Here is a 16,327-nt window from a genome sequence, read left to right as displayed (position 1 = left end):
TCCGTTTCAGGTATATATCAGTCCGGGAATACTCAGGGTTTCTACAACCGCTAAATATCGAGGAACCGAACGTCCTTGGCGTTCTGCTGAATGAAGTTTCGGCGGGATTCGACGTCTTCGCCCATCAGGACCGAGAAGGTCTGGTCGGCCGCCAGGGCGTCGTCCATGGTGACCTGCAGGAGGGTGCGGTGGTCCGGGTCCATGGTGGTGTCCCAGAGTTCCGTGTAGTCCATCTCGCCGAGGCCCTTGTAGCGCTGGATGCCGTTGTCCTTCGGTATACGACGGCCCGCGGCCTGGCCGGAGAGCAGCTTCGCGTCCCGTTCGCGGTCGCTGTAGACGTAGTCGTGCGGAGCGTTCGACCACTTGATCCGGTACAGCGGCGGCTGGGCCAGATAGACGTAGCCGTTCTCAATCAGCGGGCGCATGTAGCGGAAGAGCAGCGTCATCAGCAGCGTCGTGATGTGCTGGCCGTCGACGTCGGCATCGGCCATGAGGACGATCTTGTGGTACCGGAGCTTGGCAAGGTCGAAGTCCTCGCCGATGCCCGTGCCGAACGCGGTGATCATGGACTGGACCTCGGCGTTGCCCAGGGCCTTGTCGAGCCGGGCACGCTCGACGTTCAGGATCTTGCCGCGCAGCGGCAGGATTGCCTGGGTCTCGGGGTTGCGTCCGCGCTTGGCGGAACCGCCGGCGGAGTCGCCCTCCACGAGGTAGACCTCGCACTTCTGCGGGTCCTTGGAGGAGCAGTCGGACAGCTTGCCCGGCATGCCGAAGGATTCCAGGGGGCTCTTGCGGCGTGCGTTGTCACGGGCCTTGCGGGCGGCCATGCGGGCCTGGGCCGCGGAGATGGCCTTCCGGATCACGTCACGGGCGGGCCCGGGGTTCCGTTCCAGCCAGTCGCCCAGCCCGTCCGTCACCACGCGCTGGACAAAACCCTTGACCTCGGAGTTGCCGAGCTTGGTCTTGGTCTGGCCCTCGAACTGAGGTTCGGACAGCTTGACCGAAATGACGGCGGTCAGGCCTTCACGGATGTCGTCGCCGGTGAGGTTGTCGTCCTTTTCCTTGATGATGCTCTTCTCCCGCGCGTAGCGGTTGATGAGCGAGGTCATCGCGGCGCGGAAACCCTCTTCGTGGGTGCCGCCCTCATGGGTGTTGATGGTGTTGGCGTACGTGTGGACGCTCTCGGAGTACGCGTTGGTCCACTGCATCGCCATTTCCAGCGCGATGTGCCGGTCCGTGTCCTCGGTTTCGAAGGCGATGACGTCCTCGTGGACCACATCCACCTTCTTGCCGGAGTTCAGGTGCTTCACGTAGTCCAGCAGTCCGTTGTCGTACTGGTACACCACGGTGTGGAACTCGGCGGGGACTTCGCCTTCGGTCGCGACGGCGTCGAGGTCGAGGTCCCCGTCCTCGGACGGTTCCTCTGCTGCCTGCCGTTCATCGGTGAGCGTGATGCGCAGGCCCTTGTTCAGGAAGGCCATCTGCTGGAAGCGGGCGCGGAGGGTTTCGAAGTCGAAATCCGTGGTTTCGAAGATGGCGGGATCGGGGTAGAAGGTCTGGGTGGTGCCCGTCTCGGGGGTCTCCTCACCCTTGACCAGGCTGCCCTGCGGCTTGCCGCCGTCGGCGAAGGACATCCGCCAGACGTGGCCCTGCCGGCGGACCTCGGTGTCGACCCGGCTGGAGAGCGCGTTGACCACGGAGATGCCCACGCCGTGCAGTCCGCCGGACACGGCGTAGCCGCCGCCGCCGAACTTGCCGCCGGCGTGGAGGATGGTCATGACAACTTCCACGGTGGGTTTGTGCTCCGTGGGGTGCATGTCGACCGGAATGCCGCGGCCGTTGTCCACCACTTTCACTCCGCCGTCGGCCTGCAGCACGATCTCGATGTGCGTGCAGTAGCCGGCCAGGGCCTCATCGACGGAGTTGTCCACCACTTCGTAAACCAGGTGGTGCAACCCACGCGGACCAGTGGAACCGATGTACATGCCGGGACGTTTCCGGACAGCTTCCAGGCCTTCGAGCACCGTGATGTCGCTGGCGCCGTAGCCGTGGCGGGTGTCGGCCTCCGGCGGGGTGCCCGCCGTTCCCTCTCCTACCGCTGTTTCTGCCGCTTTCGCGGCATTTTCCACTGCCGGGATCTCTGCATTGTCGTTAGCCACAGGCGCTTTCGACTCCTCTTTTTCGTTGAAGGCCGGCCGTGCCCCTTCCCGGAGGAAACAGCTACTGCCAACGGGCACGTCACTGGCAGCGCCGGTTTCTTGCTGGAGTGAGGATCCGTTTACGCACGCGTGGAATAGCGTCGGAAACGGACTCAGTCAACGTTTCACCGGCGCCCAGTTATCTACCACGATTCTACCGTGCTATGGGGGCGAATCCCGCATTCCAGAGGCCCAAACGGAGAGGAAAGTGCCGCTGGGAGGCCACGGCTTCCACCTGCAAGGCTCTAGGGGTGCAGGACTGGGGTTCCTATACAGCTCCGGGGCGTCTGAGCGTCCTACACGCCGTTTGCGGATTTTTCAATACTTTTGCAAGAAGTGCTTCATACCGGCGTGCCGGGACCTGTGCGCACCGCCCGGATGCTCCGCGGGCTTCAGGCAGGCAGACCCGGACGGGGTTACCCGTAGGTGTCCCGCGGGCCGCGGCCGTTGACGGTCCGGCCGCCCTTGCGCCAGCTTGGCGCTGCGGGCCCGAGGACCTGGATTTTGGTCACGACGCCGTCGCCGAGTTCGGTGCGGAACTTCTCCAGCAGGCTGATGCTGAGCAGGCGGAGCTGGGTGGCCCAGGCGGTGGAATCGCAGCGGACATGCAGGGTGGTGTCGGTGAAACTCTCCGGGGTGCAGTGGGCGGAAATCTCCGGACCCACGAGCGCCGGCCACTCCGCCATGACCGAGCCCACTGCCACAGGGGAAGTCCAGCCGCGTTCGGCGACGAGCCGGCCCACCACTTTTCCGAGCCCCATGGGATCCCGGCCGGTGCCGTGAAACTGTCCGAAGCCGCGGGTGCTGCCGGCGCTCCGACCGGCCTTCTGCGGCGTGGAGCCGGGACGCGGCGGGGCTTTGCGCCGGATTTCGCCGCGCGATGCGGCCGCCTCACGCATTCTGTTCAGCGCCGACTGGGCAGCATCGATGTCATCAGGGTCGCGGCCCGGCTGCAGGCCGCCGTCGGTGTCCTTATTCATCGACCTTCCCGCTCATCGATTCCTCGCCGATCCCTCCGGGGATAACTTTCACCCGCCGCCCGGCCAGTTCCGCCGGGATGTCATCCTCGACGGCGGCAGTCACGAGCACTTGCTCGGCGCCGGATACTATTGCCGCCAGTTTACGCCGCCGCTGGACGTCGAGCTCGGCAAAAACGTCGTCCAGGATCAGGATGGGCGCAGAGCCGCCGGTCCGTGCGTCATCAAGCATCACGTAGTACGAGGCAAGGCGCAGGGACAAGCACATGGACCAGGTTTCGCCATGGGAGGCGTAACCCTTTGCGGGCGCCGAACCGAGGATAAGTTCCAGCTCGTCACGGTGCGGGCCGACAAGGGAGATTCCACGTTCCAGTTCCTTGCGCCGTGATGCCGCGAAAGCCTGGACATAGCGCTCCGTAAGTTCGTCCACGGAGAGCTGGCGCAGGTCCTCCGCCGGCCCGTCGCCGGAACCTGGTCCAGCCGGTGCGGCGCCGTCGTCCTCCAGCGCACCCTGCAGCGTGGAGCGGTAGATGGCGCCCGCTTCCTTGGACCCGTCGGTGAGCTGGGCATAGGCATTGTTGAGGTGCGGACGCAGCCGCTCCACCAGTTCCAGCCGCGCATGCAGCAGCTGGGCGCCCGCCCGCGCCATGTGCTGGTCCCAAACGTCCAGGGTGGCCTCGTGGCCGCTGGTGAATTTGCCGGCCCGGGCAGATTTCAACAGCGCATTGCGCTGCTTCAGCACCCTGTCATAGTCGCTGCGGGTGGCCGCATGCCGCGGAATAAGGCTGACCAGGAGCTCGTCGAGGAACCGGCGGCGGCTGGACGGATCGCCCTTGACGAGGGCCAGGTCCTCCGGAGCAAACAGGACTGTCTGGCAGATGCCAAGAATGTCCCGGGCGCGGACCGGATTGCTGCGGTTGATCCGGGCGCGGTTGGCGCGCGAGCTGTTGATCTCGAGTTCCAGCACCGTGGACTGCTCGCCGCGGACCAGTTTCGCGCGGATCAGGGCGCGTTCGCTGCCGAAGCGCAGCAGCGGGGCATCGGAGCTGACCCGGTGGGAGCTCAGGGAGGCCAGGTAGCCGATGGCTTCCATCAGGTTGGTCTTGCCGATGCCGTTGGAACCGACCAGCACGGTGACGCCGGGCTCGAAAGTCAGATCCACCTGGGCATAACTGCGGAAATCTGTGAGCGAAAGTTGTTCTAGGTACACGCCGGGTTCAGGATCTCAGGGCAGGACTATTTTGCGGGCCGGGTCGCATGCCCGCCGAACTGGTGGCGCAGCGCGGAAACCATCCTCATCGCCGGGGAATTATCCTCGCGGGAGGAGAAGCGGGCAAAAAGTGCCGCCGTGATGGCCGGAGCGGGCACAGCGTTGGCGATGGCCTCTTCAACGGTCCACCGGCCTTCGCCGGAGTCCTCGACGTAGTCGTCGATCGATTCCAGGCCCGGGTCCTCGTCCAGCGCCTTGACCATAAGGTCCAGGAGCCAGGACCGGACCACGGTTCCCTTCTGCCAGGCGCGGAAGGTGCCGGGAAGATCGGTGACGATGTCCTTGGCGGCCAGGAGTTCGTAGCCTTCGGCGTACGCCTGCATCAGACCGTATTCGATGCCGTTGTGGACCATCTTGGCGTAGTGGCCTGCGCCGACCCCGCCGACGTGGACGAAGCTGTCAGCACGGTCGCCCTCGGGACGGAGCGCATCGAAGACGGGCATGGCGCGTTCGATATCGGCGGCGTCGCCGCCGGCCATCAGGCCATAACCGTTCTGCAGGCCCCAGACCCCGCCGGAAACACCGCAATCGGCGAAGCGGATGTCCTTTTCAGCCAGTGCGGCACCGTGCTTCTGGTCCTCCGTGAAACGGGAGTTGCCGCCGTCAATTACCAGGTCGCCGGCGTCGAGCTTGGTGCTGAGCTCGGTGATGACGGCGTCGGTGATCTCGCCGGAGGGGACCATCACCCAGATCAGCCGCGGCGCCGGGACGGCGGCAATGAGTTCGTCCACGCTCGCGACGTCGGTGACGTCCGGGTTGCGGTCGTAGCCGGTGACTTCGATTCCACCCTTGCGCATCCGTTCGCGCATGTTGAAACCCATTTTTCCAAGGCCGATCAGTCCGATGTGCACTGAGATGATCTCTTTTCTGCGCTGGGGTGTTTCGGGTGGTGGCCAACGGCGTGGGCCCACGCCGCCAGGGTTCCCTGGCCGTGGGGCCCCATCGGCGAGGGTCCCTGCCTGAGCTTGCGAAGGCTGGGAGCCGATGGGGACTTGCGAGGCGAGGGTGGCGGTGGGACTAGTTGGGCAGCCGGACCGGCATGACCAGGTAGCGGTAGTCAGCCTGGTCTTCCCCGTCCGCGTCTTTCTGGGCCGTGATCATGGCCGGTTTGGGCGCGCTGGTGAAGGAGAACCGCACGAACTTGGTCTCGATGACGCTGAGGCCCTCGATCAGATAGTGCGGGTTGAATGCCACAGTGATGTCTTCGCCCGTGAGCTGGGCCTCGAGTTCTTCCGAGGCCTGGGCATCTTCGCCGGTGCCGGCGTCGAGGTGCAGCTGGCCCTCGGTGAAGGCGAGGCGGACCGGGGTGTTGCGTTCAGCCACCAGGGAGACGCGCCGCACGGCTTCCACGAGCTCGGAAGTCTGCACGGTTGCGTGGATCGGGGTGGATTCCGGGAACAGGGAGCGGATCTTGGGGTAGTCGCCGTCCACCAGGAGGGACGTGGTGGTGCGGCCGCCGCTCTCGAAACCGATGAGCCGGCTGTCGTCGTCGGCAAGGGCAAGGTTGATGTCGCCGCTGCCGCCCAAGGTCTTGGCCACTTCGTTGAGGGTTCTGGCTTTGACGAGCGCGCTGGTGGAGATGCCGGGGGTGACAGGCTTCCACGGGACCTCACGCATTGCGAGGCGGTAGCGGTCGGTGGCCAGCAGGGTGATGAGGTCGTCCTCGATCTCCATGCGGACGCCGGTGAGGATCGGCAGCGTGTCGTCTTTGCTGGCGGCGATGATCACCTGGGAAACAGCCTGGGCAAAGGAATCTCCCGGGACGGTGCCGCTGATGGCCGGCAAGGCGGGAAGCGGCGGGTATTCCGCTTCCGGCATGGTGGCCAGGTGGAAGCTGCTCCTGCGGCAGGACAGCGTGACCTTGTTGCCGTCGGTCTCGATGTCGACAGGGGCGGACGGCAGGCTGCGGCAGATGTCGGCCAGCAGGCGCCCGGACACCAGGATGGTTCCTTCGGTGCTGATGTCGGCGGGGATTTCAAGCCGTGCGGAGGTCTCGTAGTCAAAGCTCGAGAGGCTCACGGTTCCGGATTCAGCCTTGAGCAGCAGGCCGGACAGCACTGGCACCGGGGGCCGCGGAGACAACGAGCGCGCGGTCCAGGTGACGGCTTCTGCCAAGACGTCCCGTTCGACTCTGAACTTCACGGAAGGGTGCCGCCTTTCATTGCTGCTGTCATCGCTCGTAGCCGGGCCACCGGCCCGGCAGGGAATTACAAAAGATGTCCAGGACGGACACACTGCAGACAGCTTAGCCGCAAGAAGTGTGATTCTCCCATCCCCGGGTTACATCCGTGTGGTTCGGGATGCCCGGCCTGGTATCCGTTTCCGGCCGGGGGCCGGGACGGTCCAGGGCAGGGCGGGGGTCCAGCAGGAAGTTGTTATTTGAGGGATTTCATTTTCAAGGGATTAGTAGTGTTAATAACTGCTGTGGATACTGTGGATAACCCTGTTTCGCGGTGCGATTCCGCGGTTAAGCCCTGTTCATGGGCTGTGGGCGGAGCAGGTTTTAAACAGGCTGTGGATGGGGATAAGATTTTCGGCCGTTTAGCTGATCCACAGACGCCTTAAGGGTTTTAAGCCCATTAACCGCGGTTGTCCCCTTAACTATCCACAGGCTTGTCCACAGGCGCCTGTTAATAAGGTAAGAGTGCGCGGCCGCTCAGGCGGGAATCGCCTCAGGCATTGCGCTGCTGCTGCTTGATCCGGTTGGTCAGCTCGGTCACCTGGTTGTAGATGACCCGGCGCTCCGCCATGAGTTCACGGATCTTGCGGTCAGCGTGGATCACCGTGGTGTGGTCGCGGCCGCCGAGCTCCTGCCCGATCTTGGGAAGGGACATGTCCGTGAGTTCGCGGCACAGGTACATGGCGATCTGGCGGGCGGTCACCAGGGTGCGGGTCCGAGACTTGCTGCAAAGCTCTTCCATGCTGAGCTTGAAGTAGTCGGCCGTCTGGGTCAGGATCTGTGCCGAGGTGATCTCCTGGGCGCCGTCGTCGGTGATGAGGTCCTTGAGCACCATCTCGGCGAGGGCAACGTCCACCGGCTGGCGGTTGAGGCTGGCGAAGGCGGTGACGCGGATCAGTGCGCCCTCAAGCTCTCGGATGTTGCTGGAGATCTTCGAAGCGATGTACTCCAAGGCATCGTCCGGGGCGGAGAGCCCCTCGCTGAGGGCCTTTTTGCGGAGGATCGCGATTCGGGTCTCGAGTTCCGGCGGCTGGATGTCGGTCAGCAGGCCCCACTCGAAGCGGGACTTCATGCGGTCCTCGAAGCCGGCCAGCAGCTTCGGCGGCTGGTCGGAGGTGATGACCACCTGCTTGTTGTTGTTGTGCAGGGCGTTGAAGGTGTGGAAGAACTCCTCCAGCGTCCGGTCTTTGCCGGCCAGGAACTGGATGTCATCGATCAGGAGCACGTCCACGTTGCGGTACGTCGTTTTGAAGCTGGTGCCCTCATCGTCCCGGATGGAGTTGATGAAGTCGTTGGTGAACTCCTCGGAATTCACGTAGCGGACCCGGATGCCGCTGTAGAGCCTGCGGGCGTAGTGGCCAATCGCGTGGAGCAGGTGGGTCTTGCCCAGCCCGGAATCGCCGTAGATGAACAGAGGGTTGTAGGCCTTGGCGGGCGCTTCCGCTACAGCCACAGCTGCGGCATGGGCGAAGCGGTTGGAGGAACCGATCACGAAGGTGTCGAAAACGTACTTCGGATTGAGGCGGCCAAATTCGTGGGATGTGCTGGGCAGCATCGGCTGCGGCTTCAGTTCCACGGACGGATCGGCCACAAGGGACAGCTCGACGGCGGGTTCCGGCTCTGTGTGGAGCGGCACCAGATCGGTGTCCACGTCGATCGCGCAGCGGATTTCGTCGGAGAACACGCTCCGGAGTGCGTCGTCGAGGGCTTCCTTGACCTGCGTCTGCAGCACTTCGCGGGTGAGTTCGTTCGGAACTGCCACCAGGAGGGTCGAACCGATGAGGCCCTGGGCCTGGGCGAGGATGACGAAGCCGCGCTGCCGGGGTGAGACCCGGTGGTCGTTCTCAAGCAGGCTCACTACCCGCCGCCAGGAACTTCCGACAGTGTTGGCTTGGTTGGCTTCGTCTACTGTCATCAATCAGTTCCTCAAACTTGCTTGCCTGCATTGCGTGCAGCCACAAGTCCTGAACCAGCGAGTTGGCCCGGCTTAATCCACAGGGTTATGCACATCCCGTGGATAATCGGCTACTGAGACACTCTAGGTGATGAAAACGCCAGAAGATAGCTGGGATCTGTCCTGTGGATAATCACACCGTTGTAGTTCGTTTCCGGGGTGCGTGACGCACTTCATCCACAGGTTGCGGCCAGGGTTAGCCACAGCTGGGGATAGCCGCCGAGGGGGCCGCCGGTTTGACTCGGGAGGGCGGCAAGCCCTAACGTTGTGAAGTCCCATGTGTACGCTTTTCGCCTTATTTGAATCTTTTCGACGCCCCGCGTCGTGCGGGTCAGGGCGAAGCGGCACATACAAAAACTTAGCGTCGACCAGTTCTTCCCCTTGATCGGGTGGGCGCACCTTTGATCCCACTGGAGTAACTAACGTGAGCAAGCGGACTTTTCAGCCGAATAACCGCCGTCGAGCCAAGAAGCACGGCTTCCGCCTTCGTATGCGTACCCGTGCCGGCCGTGCCATCCTGGCAGCACGTCGTGGCAAGGGCCGCACCGAGCTGTCGGCTTAAATAACTGACTCGTCGGTCCCCATCCCTGTGCGAGTGTAAAGGTGCTGGCCACCCGAAACCGTCTGAGGACATCAACCGATTTTTCCACAACCGTACGTTCCGGTGTCCGCAATGGACGCCGGAACGTAGTGTTATATACGGCAGCTCTTGCTGCCGACGAACCAAGCCGGATCGGATTCATCGTTTCCAAGAGTGTCGGGAACGCTGTTGTCAGGAACCTCGTTAAGAGGAGACTGAGAGAAGTCGGCGCTTTGTCTTTGCAGACGCATGCCAACGGGTTCGCAATCGTGGTCCGGGCCCTGCCCGCCGCGGCCGGGGCCAGCTGGGAGCAGCTGCGTTCGGATTACGATGCCGCGTTGGAAAGCACTGTGAAACGGCTGGGCAGCCGTCCTCCCAAGGCCGCTTCGCCAGTTTCCACCGAGACAACACAGGAAGGGACCCCGCGTGCGTAACTCAACTGCCGCCGTCGTCCCTCACGTAAAATCCGCAGCAGGATGGCTGGGCCGGGCGGTCTGGAACCTTCCCCGCAATATCCTCATCCTGTTGCTCCTGGCGTACCGCAAGGTGGTCTCACCGCTGTACGGCCAGGTATGCCGCTTCTTTCCCAGCTGCTCGGCCTATGCGCTGGAGGCGGTGACGGTGCACGGAGCCGTCAAAGGAAGCTGGCTCGCGGCCCGGCGGCTTTTGCGCTGCCATCCTTGGAACGCCGGCGGTGTGGACCACGTCCCCGCCGGCAAATGCGAATGGCCCGCTGACCGCACCCCCACAATTGTTGTGCTGAACAATCCGGACAAGTACCTGGCTGCTCAGACTGATGGAGAAGGCCGCTCTGCGGCCTGACGAATAGGGATATCGTATGGACTTCTTTGAAACAATCATGTTTCCGTTCAAGTGGCTTGTGTCCGCCATTATGGTGGTCTTCCACGATGGCCTGAGTGCCATCGGCATGCCCGAGGCGTCCGGCTGGACGTGGACCCTGTCCATCATCGGGCTGGTGCTGGTGATCCGTGCCGCCCTGATTCCCGTGTTCGTCAAGCAGATCAAGGCCCAGCGGGGCATGCAGCTGCTGCAGCCGGATCTGAAGAAGCTGCAGGACAAGTACAAGGGCAAGACCGACCAGCTGTCCCGCCAGGCCATGGCGCAGGAACAGATGGCCATGTACAAGAAGCACGGCACCAACCCGTTCTCAGCCTGCCTCCCCATGCTGATCCAGATGCCGTTCTTCTTCGCGCTCTTCACCGTGCTGTCCGGCATTACGTCGGCGGCCGACGCCGGCAAGGGCATTGGTGCCATGAGCCATGAGCAGGTGGTGCAGTTCGACGAGTCGAGCATCTTCGGCGCCCCGCTCTCCGCGACCCTGCTGCACGGCACGCCCCCGGGCGGCAACGTGGTGGCCGTGTGGATCCTTTCCATAGTGATGATCCTGGCCATGACGGCCTCACAGTTCATTACGCAGAAGCAGATCATGGCCAAGAACATGTCCGAAGAGGCCATGGCCAGCCCGTTCATGCGCCAGCAGAAAATGATGCTCTATATCCTGCCGATCGTCTTCGGCGTGGGCGGCATCAACTTCCCCATCGGCGTCCTGATCTACTGGACCACCACCAACCTCTGGACCATGGCCCAGCAGTTCTTCGTTATCCGCCGGATGCCGACGCCGGGATCTCCCGCCGCCAAGGCCCTGGCCGAGCGCCGTGCTGCGAAGGGCCTGCCGGCCCTGCCCCTGACGGGTGCCAAGAAGGCCGAAGCCGAGGCCGCCGAAGCTGCTGCCGCTGCCGCCCTCGTGGCCAAGAGCCAGCGCGTCCAGCCACAACGTAAGAACAGGAAGAGGAAGTAATGTCCGCCGAGAGCACCGAAAACGCTATTTCCACTGAAACCGTCGGGGACGAGAACAGGAGCCAGGACGCGGCCCTGAGTGCGGTCAAGGACGCCGGATCGGCTCCTGAAGAGGGCGCCGAGGTTTCGGAAGGCAAGGGCACTTCAGCCAGCCGCCTGGAAGAAGAGGGTGACGTCGCCGCCGACTACCTCGAGGAACTGCTCGACATCGCCGACATCGACGGCGACATCGACATTGAAGTCCGCAACGGGCGCACCTACATCTCGATCGTCGCTGAAGAAGAATCGGCCGGCTTGGAGAGCCTGGTAGGCGAGGACGGAGAGGTCCTTGAAGCGCTGCAGGAGCTGACCCGCCTCGCGGTGCTGTCTGCGACCGAGAACCGCTCCCGCCTGGTGCTGGACATCAACGGCTACCGCTCAGAACGGGCGGGCGAGCTGCAGAAGATTGCGGAAGACGCCGTCGCGTCCGTCAAGGAATCCGGTGACACCGTGGCCCTGGCGCCGATGAGCGCCTACGAGCGCAAAATTGTGCACGACGCCGTCGCCGATCTGGGCCTCGTCAGCGAGTCCGAAGGCGAAGGCGCCGACCGCCACATCGTCGTCTCCGCAGACTGAAGCCTCGGACTAGTTTGATGGTTGAGATTACCGCTGCCGAGCTGACGGCAGCCCAGAAAATCTTTGGCGACCGCCTGGACCTGGCAAAGCGTTATGTGGAGCACCTGGCGACGTCGGGAACGGAACGGGGACTCATCGGCCCCCGGGAAATCCCGCGGCTCTGGAGCCGGCACGTCCTGAACTGCGCCGTGATCGAGAACCAGATTGCCCAGGGAAGCCATGTGGCCGACGTCGGAAGCGGCGCCGGCCTGCCGGGGCTCTGCCTGGCGATTGCCCGCCCCGATCTGGAATTGACCCTCATCGAACCGCTGGAGCGCCGGGTGATCTGGCTCCAGGAAGTCGTGGACGACCTCGGACTCGACAACGTGACCATCATGCGGACCCGTGCGGAACTCGCCGTGGGGATGGTCAACGCCGACGTCGTGACGGCCCGCGCCGTTTCGGCACTCTCCAACCTCGCCGGACTGACCATTCCGCTTCTGGCGGGCAAGGGTGAGGTCGTCGCGATCAAGGGCCGCAGTGCCGGTGAGGAAATCGAGAAGGCAGCGAAGGTAATCCGCAAACTGGGCGGCACCGAGACGTCCGTCGTTGTTGTGGGCGAGGACCTCCTCGAGGAACCCACCACGGTTGTCCGAATCGTTGTGAATAGGCCTCAAAAGATTTCCTAGCACCAGCCCGGTGCCCGCGGAGTCGCAGGGTAAGAGGTTAGGCTAGTAACCGGCAGCTAGAGCCGAACGAGAGTGAGTGTGTCACAGTGACCAGTAGCGAAGCCTCCACGCAACGGATACCCCCGTTTGTGTCTTTGGGGTCGGCGCGGGCTTTCGTTGCGCCCGCAATCGCTCGGGATCATTCCGTAAATCACACGGCTTCAGTTGCAAAAGTCACCGGAATGGCCGGTGTTTCACGTGAAACCGCGGCCGCCGGCCGGAACGTGCTGGACTCCATTGATGACTCCAGCCCCATCGCCCGCGAGCTCGCCCATGAAAACAAGCGGCGTGAGCGGCTGCTGGGCCGCGAACTCCCCAAACCGGAGAAGACGCGCATCTTCACCGTGTCCAACCAGAAGGGCGGGGTGGGCAAGACCACCACTACGGTCAACATCGCTGCCGCCCTGGCTGCTGCCGGCCTGAATGTACTGGTGATCGATATTGATCCGCAGGGCAACGCCTCGACAGCCCTCGGTATTGAACACCACGCTGACGTTGACAGCATTTACGACGTGCTTATCAAAGACGTTCCGTTGCAGGACGTGGTGGCCCCGTGCCCCGACATTGCCAAGCTCATCTGCGCCCCGGCCACCATCCACCTCGCCGGCGCCGAAATTGAGCTCGTCAGCCTGGTGGCCCGCGAACAGCGTCTGCGCCGTGCCATTGATGTGTATGCCAAGGAGCGCGCCAAGAACGGTGAAGAGCGCCTGGACTACATCTTCATCGACTGCCCGCCCAGCCTGGGCCTCCTCACGGTCAACGCGTTCTGTGCTGCCAGCGAGGTCCTTATCCCCATCCAGTGCGAGTACTACGCGCTGGAGGGCCTGAGCCAGCTGCTCAAAAACATCGAGATGATCCAGAAGCACCTGAATGCTGAGCTGGTAGTCTCGACCATTCTTTTGACCATGTACGATGGCCGCACGAATCTTGCCGCCCAGGTGGCCGCCGAAGTACGCGAGCATTTCCCCGAACAGGTATTGGGCGCCGTCGTGCCCCGGTCGGTGCGTATTTCCGAGGCCCCCAGCTACCAGCAGACTGTCATGACGTACGATCCCTCATCCAGCGGGGCACTGTCCTACCTGGAAGCCGCAGCCGAAATCGCGGAACGTTAGAATCTTCTCGAGAATTGCACTAACTAGAGCCCGGTGACGCCCGGCTCTTCCAATGGAGGGATTTATCCATGAGCGATAAGCGACGCGGCCTTGGCCGTGGACTTGGAGCACTCATTCCAAGTTCCGCTGCGGCATCCGGAAGCGGTTCAGCGCCGTCCCGCCCCGTGGATCTGTTTTTCCCTGAAGCCCGGAAGAGGACGCCGCTTGCCGCGGTCCCGGCAGCCGACGAAGATGTGGTGGCGCCCGAGGAGGACGTGACTGCAGAAGTGCAGGCTGACTCCCCGTCGCCCGCTCCCGCGAAGGCGGCCGACACCGCTGAACCGAAGAGTCCGGCCACCGCGAAGAAAGCGCCGGCTCGCAAAGCGCCTGCCGTCAAGGCTGCGACCCCGAAAGCAGCGACGTCCAAAGCAGCGACGTCCAAAGCGGCTGAGCAGTCCGATGCCGGAAAGGCTGCAGAGGACGACTCACCGTCCGCGACCGTTCCGGCGACTCCTGCTGCCGAGCCCGTCACTGAGGACCAGGGGCCGGAGCTCGTTGAGGTGCCGGGTGTCCGTTTTGCCGAAATTCCGGTCACGGACATCCACCCCAACCGCAAACAGCCGCGCTCTGTCTTCGATGAGGACGACATGGCAGAGCTTGTGCATTCCGTTCGCGAAATCGGGGTCCTCCAGCCAATTGTTGTCCGTACTTCAACCGAAGAAGGCGGAGAACCGTACGAACTGGTCATGGGTGAGCGCCGGTGGCGGGCAGTACAGGCCGCTGGCCTCGAAACCATCCCGGCCATCGTCCGGGACACGACCGATGACGACCTCCTCCGGGACGCCCTGCTGGAGAATCTGCACCGCAGCCAGCTGAATCCCCTCGAGGAGGCAGCCGCGTACCAGCAGCTGCTGGAAGACTTCGGGACCACGCACGAACAACTGGCAGACCGCATCGGCCGCTCACGGCCGCAGGTCTCCAACACGCTGCGGCTGCTGAAGCTCCCGCCGCTGGTACAGCGCCGTGTGGCCGCCAACGTCATCTCCGCCGGGCACGCTCGCGCCCTGTTGGCTCTGCCGGACGCAGCCGCAATGGAACGCCTGGCTCAGAAGATCGTTGCCGAGGGGATGTCCGTCCGTGCAACCGAAGAGGCAGTGACCCTCTACCAGAATCCTGCTTCGACCCCGAAGAACAACATTCCGCGTCCCGGAGCACGGCACGAGCGCCTGGATTACCTGGCGTCATCCCTTTCCGATCGCCTGGATACCAACGTCAAGATCTCCCTGGGTGCCCGCAAGGGCCGCGTCAGCATTGAATTTGCCAGCGTAGAGGACCTCAACCGGATCATGGACGTTCTCACGCCGGGATCGCAGAGCTAGCCTCGCATTTGAGACCCTGAAGGGATCCGTTTCACGTGAAACGGGTCCCTTCTTTGTTGGCGCGACGTCCTTCTTGTGGTGCGGTTCCCGGCTCTTCAGAAGATTTGCATCAGGTGCTCCGCGCGGCGGGTCCTCTCTCCGCTGTTGCCTAAGTTCCGTGAAGCAGCCCAGGCAAGGTGTTCCTGTTGCGTCCAGAACTGCATCATTCGTAGAGTGGGCTCCGGCCCGTCAGTGCGCGGCGAGCACCGCCGCTGGGAGCGTGAATTCAGGGGCTTTGCGTCTCAGCTGTCCCCTGTCCACTGCCCGCCCGTTCTTTGCATGCCGTACCGCATGCCATCAGGCCCGGAGCCGGCGTGGGAAAGCTGAGTGTCTCCGGAGATGTACCCTCGTAGAATCGATTTTGCCGCCGCCCCCGGCTGGCTGAAGCGATAAATCGGGCATAGTTACGTAGCAGGAATGCCGCCACGAGTTGCCGATTCACCATCTTTCGCCGGTATTGGACGAGATGCAGCGCGGCGGGTAGTCGTGTTTCACGTGAAACGTCGTCTACAGGCTGCCGCGGTTTCGTGGGTACAGACCTCCAGGCGTATTTCGTTGCGGTACCGGACTGTCGCGTCATCTAGAGTCTGCAGGCATTCTCACCGGCTAGTGCCGCGCTAGTCCCGCTCCCCTGCGGGCGGCGGTTTCACGTGAAACGATGACTGAATCCTCCGAGCAGAGGGGTGCTTGTGCGCGGCGATCAGGACAGGAACGTATCGCCGCGGGCTGTCCGGGCCACGGAACAGAAACCCTCAGCGGCCCTACAAGCCCCTCTCGGGTCGCTAGAGGCTTAAGGTCCTACCTGCGCCACAGACCGACGCGTGACGCTCCGGTAGGGGGCCTACAGCCCCAGGATTGCCTTCTTGGTGGCCTCAGGGCTCGCGGGCTCCCCCACTTCAAAAGGCAGATTGCGGTGTGTCGGGAAACCCGCTGGATTCTGGCGTGCCATGGAGCTGGCTACGACATACCAGATTCGTCCGCCTGCCCCAGGTGCGCCTGAGGCTCCCCTAGGAGCGCCTCAGAAGTGCATGGGGTTATCCTGGTGGCCGGGGCCTCACGTTCGCATCGACGTCGACCAACGCCGGCTGCGGCGGTCTAGCGCAGGACGATCAGGTCAGGGCACTTGGAAGGATTACGAGGGAATCTAGGACGATCCCTGGCGGGAGCGTGGCTTCACGCAGACCACTCTCCTGGAACGCCGATTCTCCTGCATGCTGCCGGATATCAGCCCTGGCTCCGTGGATGCGATCCCGCATACCTGGCCCATGGCGCTCCCAGAGACTTCCACAGGGCACTACTTCCCGTTCCTCTGGCGGCGGCCATGCTCCCTGTCCTCAGCTGTCGCCCCACGGCTCGGTTCCCTAGTCGGCTCCACGTGCACACTGTTATCACCCGTACGACGGTAGAGCAGTCAGAGAGCGGGCCCCAGGACGGGAAAGCCGCGGGCCGGCTGGTGTGTGACATAGTGGCAGCACCTCAGGGTGGGGATCTACCGGAGGCTTCTGGTCCGCCGGTACGGG

General features: G+C 63.5%; 14 protein-coding genes. 8 read left to right on the top strand and 6 right to left on the bottom strand.

Annotated features, from left to right (window positions below):
• Nucleotides 1-50 precede the first annotated feature (50 nt).
• From gyrB to dnaA, 6 genes are all read right to left on the bottom strand, one after another.
• Nucleotides 51-2,159, bottom strand: a complete 2,109-nt coding sequence (gene gyrB / locus AR539_RS02225) for a DNA topoisomerase (ATP-hydrolyzing) subunit B (RefSeq protein ID WP_066432169.1) — start codon at nt 2,157-2,159, stop codon at nt 51-53.
• Nucleotides 2,160-2,614: 455 nt separating this feature from the next.
• Complete coding sequence (locus AR539_RS02220; RefSeq protein ID WP_066432167.1) at nt 2,615-3,178, bottom strand: DUF721 domain-containing protein; 564 nt, start codon at nt 3,176-3,178, stop codon at nt 2,615-2,617.
• On the bottom strand, nt 3,171-4,385 hold the full coding sequence (gene recF / locus AR539_RS02215) for a DNA replication/repair protein RecF (RefSeq protein ID WP_066432166.1): 1,215 nt from the start codon (nt 4,383-4,385) through the stop codon (nt 3,171-3,173). The genes AR539_RS02220 and recF overlap by 8 nt, the downstream gene beginning before the upstream one ends.
• 26 nt (nt 4,386-4,411) lie before the next feature.
• Complete coding sequence (gene gnd, locus AR539_RS02210; RefSeq protein WP_066432164.1) at nt 4,412-5,296, bottom strand: phosphogluconate dehydrogenase (NAD(+)-dependent, decarboxylating); 885 nt, start codon at nt 5,294-5,296, stop codon at nt 4,412-4,414.
• Between the two features lie 166 nt (nt 5,297-5,462).
• Nucleotides 5,463-6,587, bottom strand: coding sequence for a DNA polymerase III subunit beta (gene dnaN, locus AR539_RS02205; RefSeq protein ID WP_066432162.1), 1,125 nt, complete (start codon nt 6,585-6,587; stop codon nt 5,463-5,465).
• Nucleotides 6,588-7,117: 530 nt separating this feature from the next.
• On the bottom strand, nt 7,118-8,539 hold the full coding sequence (dnaA, locus tag AR539_RS02200) for a chromosomal replication initiator protein DnaA (RefSeq protein ID WP_066432160.1): 1,422 nt from the start codon (nt 8,537-8,539) through the stop codon (nt 7,118-7,120).
• Between the two features lie 463 nt (nt 8,540-9,002).
• Between dnaA and rpmH the strand changes: the two genes are divergently transcribed.
• From rpmH to AR539_RS02165, 8 genes are all read left to right on the top strand, one after another.
• Nucleotides 9,003-9,140, top strand: a complete 138-nt coding sequence (rpmH, locus tag AR539_RS18885; RefSeq protein WP_003800212.1) for a 50S ribosomal protein L34 — start codon at nt 9,003-9,005, stop codon at nt 9,138-9,140.
• A gap of 41 nt (nt 9,141-9,181) precedes the next feature.
• On the top strand, nt 9,182-9,592 hold the full coding sequence (rnpA, locus tag AR539_RS02195; protein WP_066432159.1) for a ribonuclease P protein component: 411 nt from the start codon (nt 9,182-9,184) through the stop codon (nt 9,590-9,592).
• A complete protein-coding gene (yidD, locus tag AR539_RS02190) occupies nt 9,585-9,980 on the top strand; it encodes a membrane protein insertion efficiency factor YidD (protein ID WP_066432158.1) in 396 nt (131 codons plus the stop codon). The genes rnpA and yidD overlap by 8 nt, the downstream gene beginning before the upstream one ends.
• A 16-nt stretch (nt 9,981-9,996) precedes the next feature.
• On the top strand, nt 9,997-10,977 hold the full coding sequence (gene yidC / locus AR539_RS02185) for a membrane protein insertase YidC (RefSeq protein ID WP_066432157.1): 981 nt from the start codon (nt 9,997-9,999) through the stop codon (nt 10,975-10,977).
• Nucleotides 10,977-11,591: a Jag family protein gene (locus AR539_RS02180; protein ID WP_066432155.1), complete on the top strand. Its 615-nt coding sequence runs from the start codon at nt 10,977-10,979 to the stop codon at nt 11,589-11,591. The genes yidC and AR539_RS02180 overlap by 1 nt, the downstream gene beginning before the upstream one ends.
• Before the next feature lie 17 nt (nt 11,592-11,608).
• The gene (gene rsmG / locus AR539_RS02175) at nt 11,609-12,259 is read left to right on the top strand and encodes a 16S rRNA (guanine(527)-N(7))-methyltransferase RsmG (RefSeq protein ID WP_066432153.1); all 651 of its coding nucleotides are present in this window, start codon (nt 11,609-11,611) and stop codon (nt 12,257-12,259) included.
• An 86-nt stretch (nt 12,260-12,345) separates the two neighbouring features.
• Nucleotides 12,346-13,410: a ParA family protein gene (locus AR539_RS02170; RefSeq protein ID WP_269433666.1), complete on the top strand. Its 1,065-nt coding sequence runs from the start codon at nt 12,346-12,348 to the stop codon at nt 13,408-13,410.
• Between the two features lie 68 nt (nt 13,411-13,478).
• Nucleotides 13,479-14,768 carry a ParB/RepB/Spo0J family partition protein gene (locus AR539_RS02165; RefSeq protein WP_066432151.1) on the top strand — a complete coding sequence of 430 codons (1,290 nt, stop codon included), beginning with the start codon at nt 13,479-13,481 and terminating at the stop codon, nt 14,766-14,768.
• The last annotated feature ends 1,559 nt before the right edge of the window (nt 14,769-16,327 follow it).

The sequence above is a fragment of the Arthrobacter sp. EPSL27 genome (genome assembly GCF_001512305.1).
Lineage (GTDB): Bacteria > Actinomycetota > Actinomycetes > Actinomycetales > Micrococcaceae > Arthrobacter.
Note: the sequence above shows the minus strand (reverse complement) of the source record. Positions and strands in the feature narration are given on the sequence as shown.

Bases quoted from the DNA above. Each gene is read 5' to 3' on its own strand.
- yidC (WP_066432157.1), top strand. From the start codon at position 9,997: ATGGACTTCTTTGAAACAATCATGTTTCCGTTCAAGTGGCTTGTGTCC.
- dnaA (WP_066432160.1), bottom strand. From the start codon at position 8,539: ATGACAGTAGACGAAGCCAACCAAGCCAACACTGTCGGAAGTTCCTGG.
- AR539_RS02165 (WP_066432151.1), top strand. From the start codon at position 13,479: ATGAGCGATAAGCGACGCGGCCTTGGCCGTGGACTTGGAGCACTCATT.
- AR539_RS02180 (WP_066432155.1), top strand. From the start codon at position 10,977: ATGTCCGCCGAGAGCACCGAAAACGCTATTTCCACTGAAACCGTCGGG.
- rsmG (WP_066432153.1), top strand. From the start codon at position 11,609: ATGGTTGAGATTACCGCTGCCGAGCTGACGGCAGCCCAGAAAATCTTT.
- AR539_RS02220 (WP_066432167.1), bottom strand. From the start codon at position 3,178: ATGAATAAGGACACCGACGGCGGCCTGCAGCCGGGCCGCGACCCTGAT.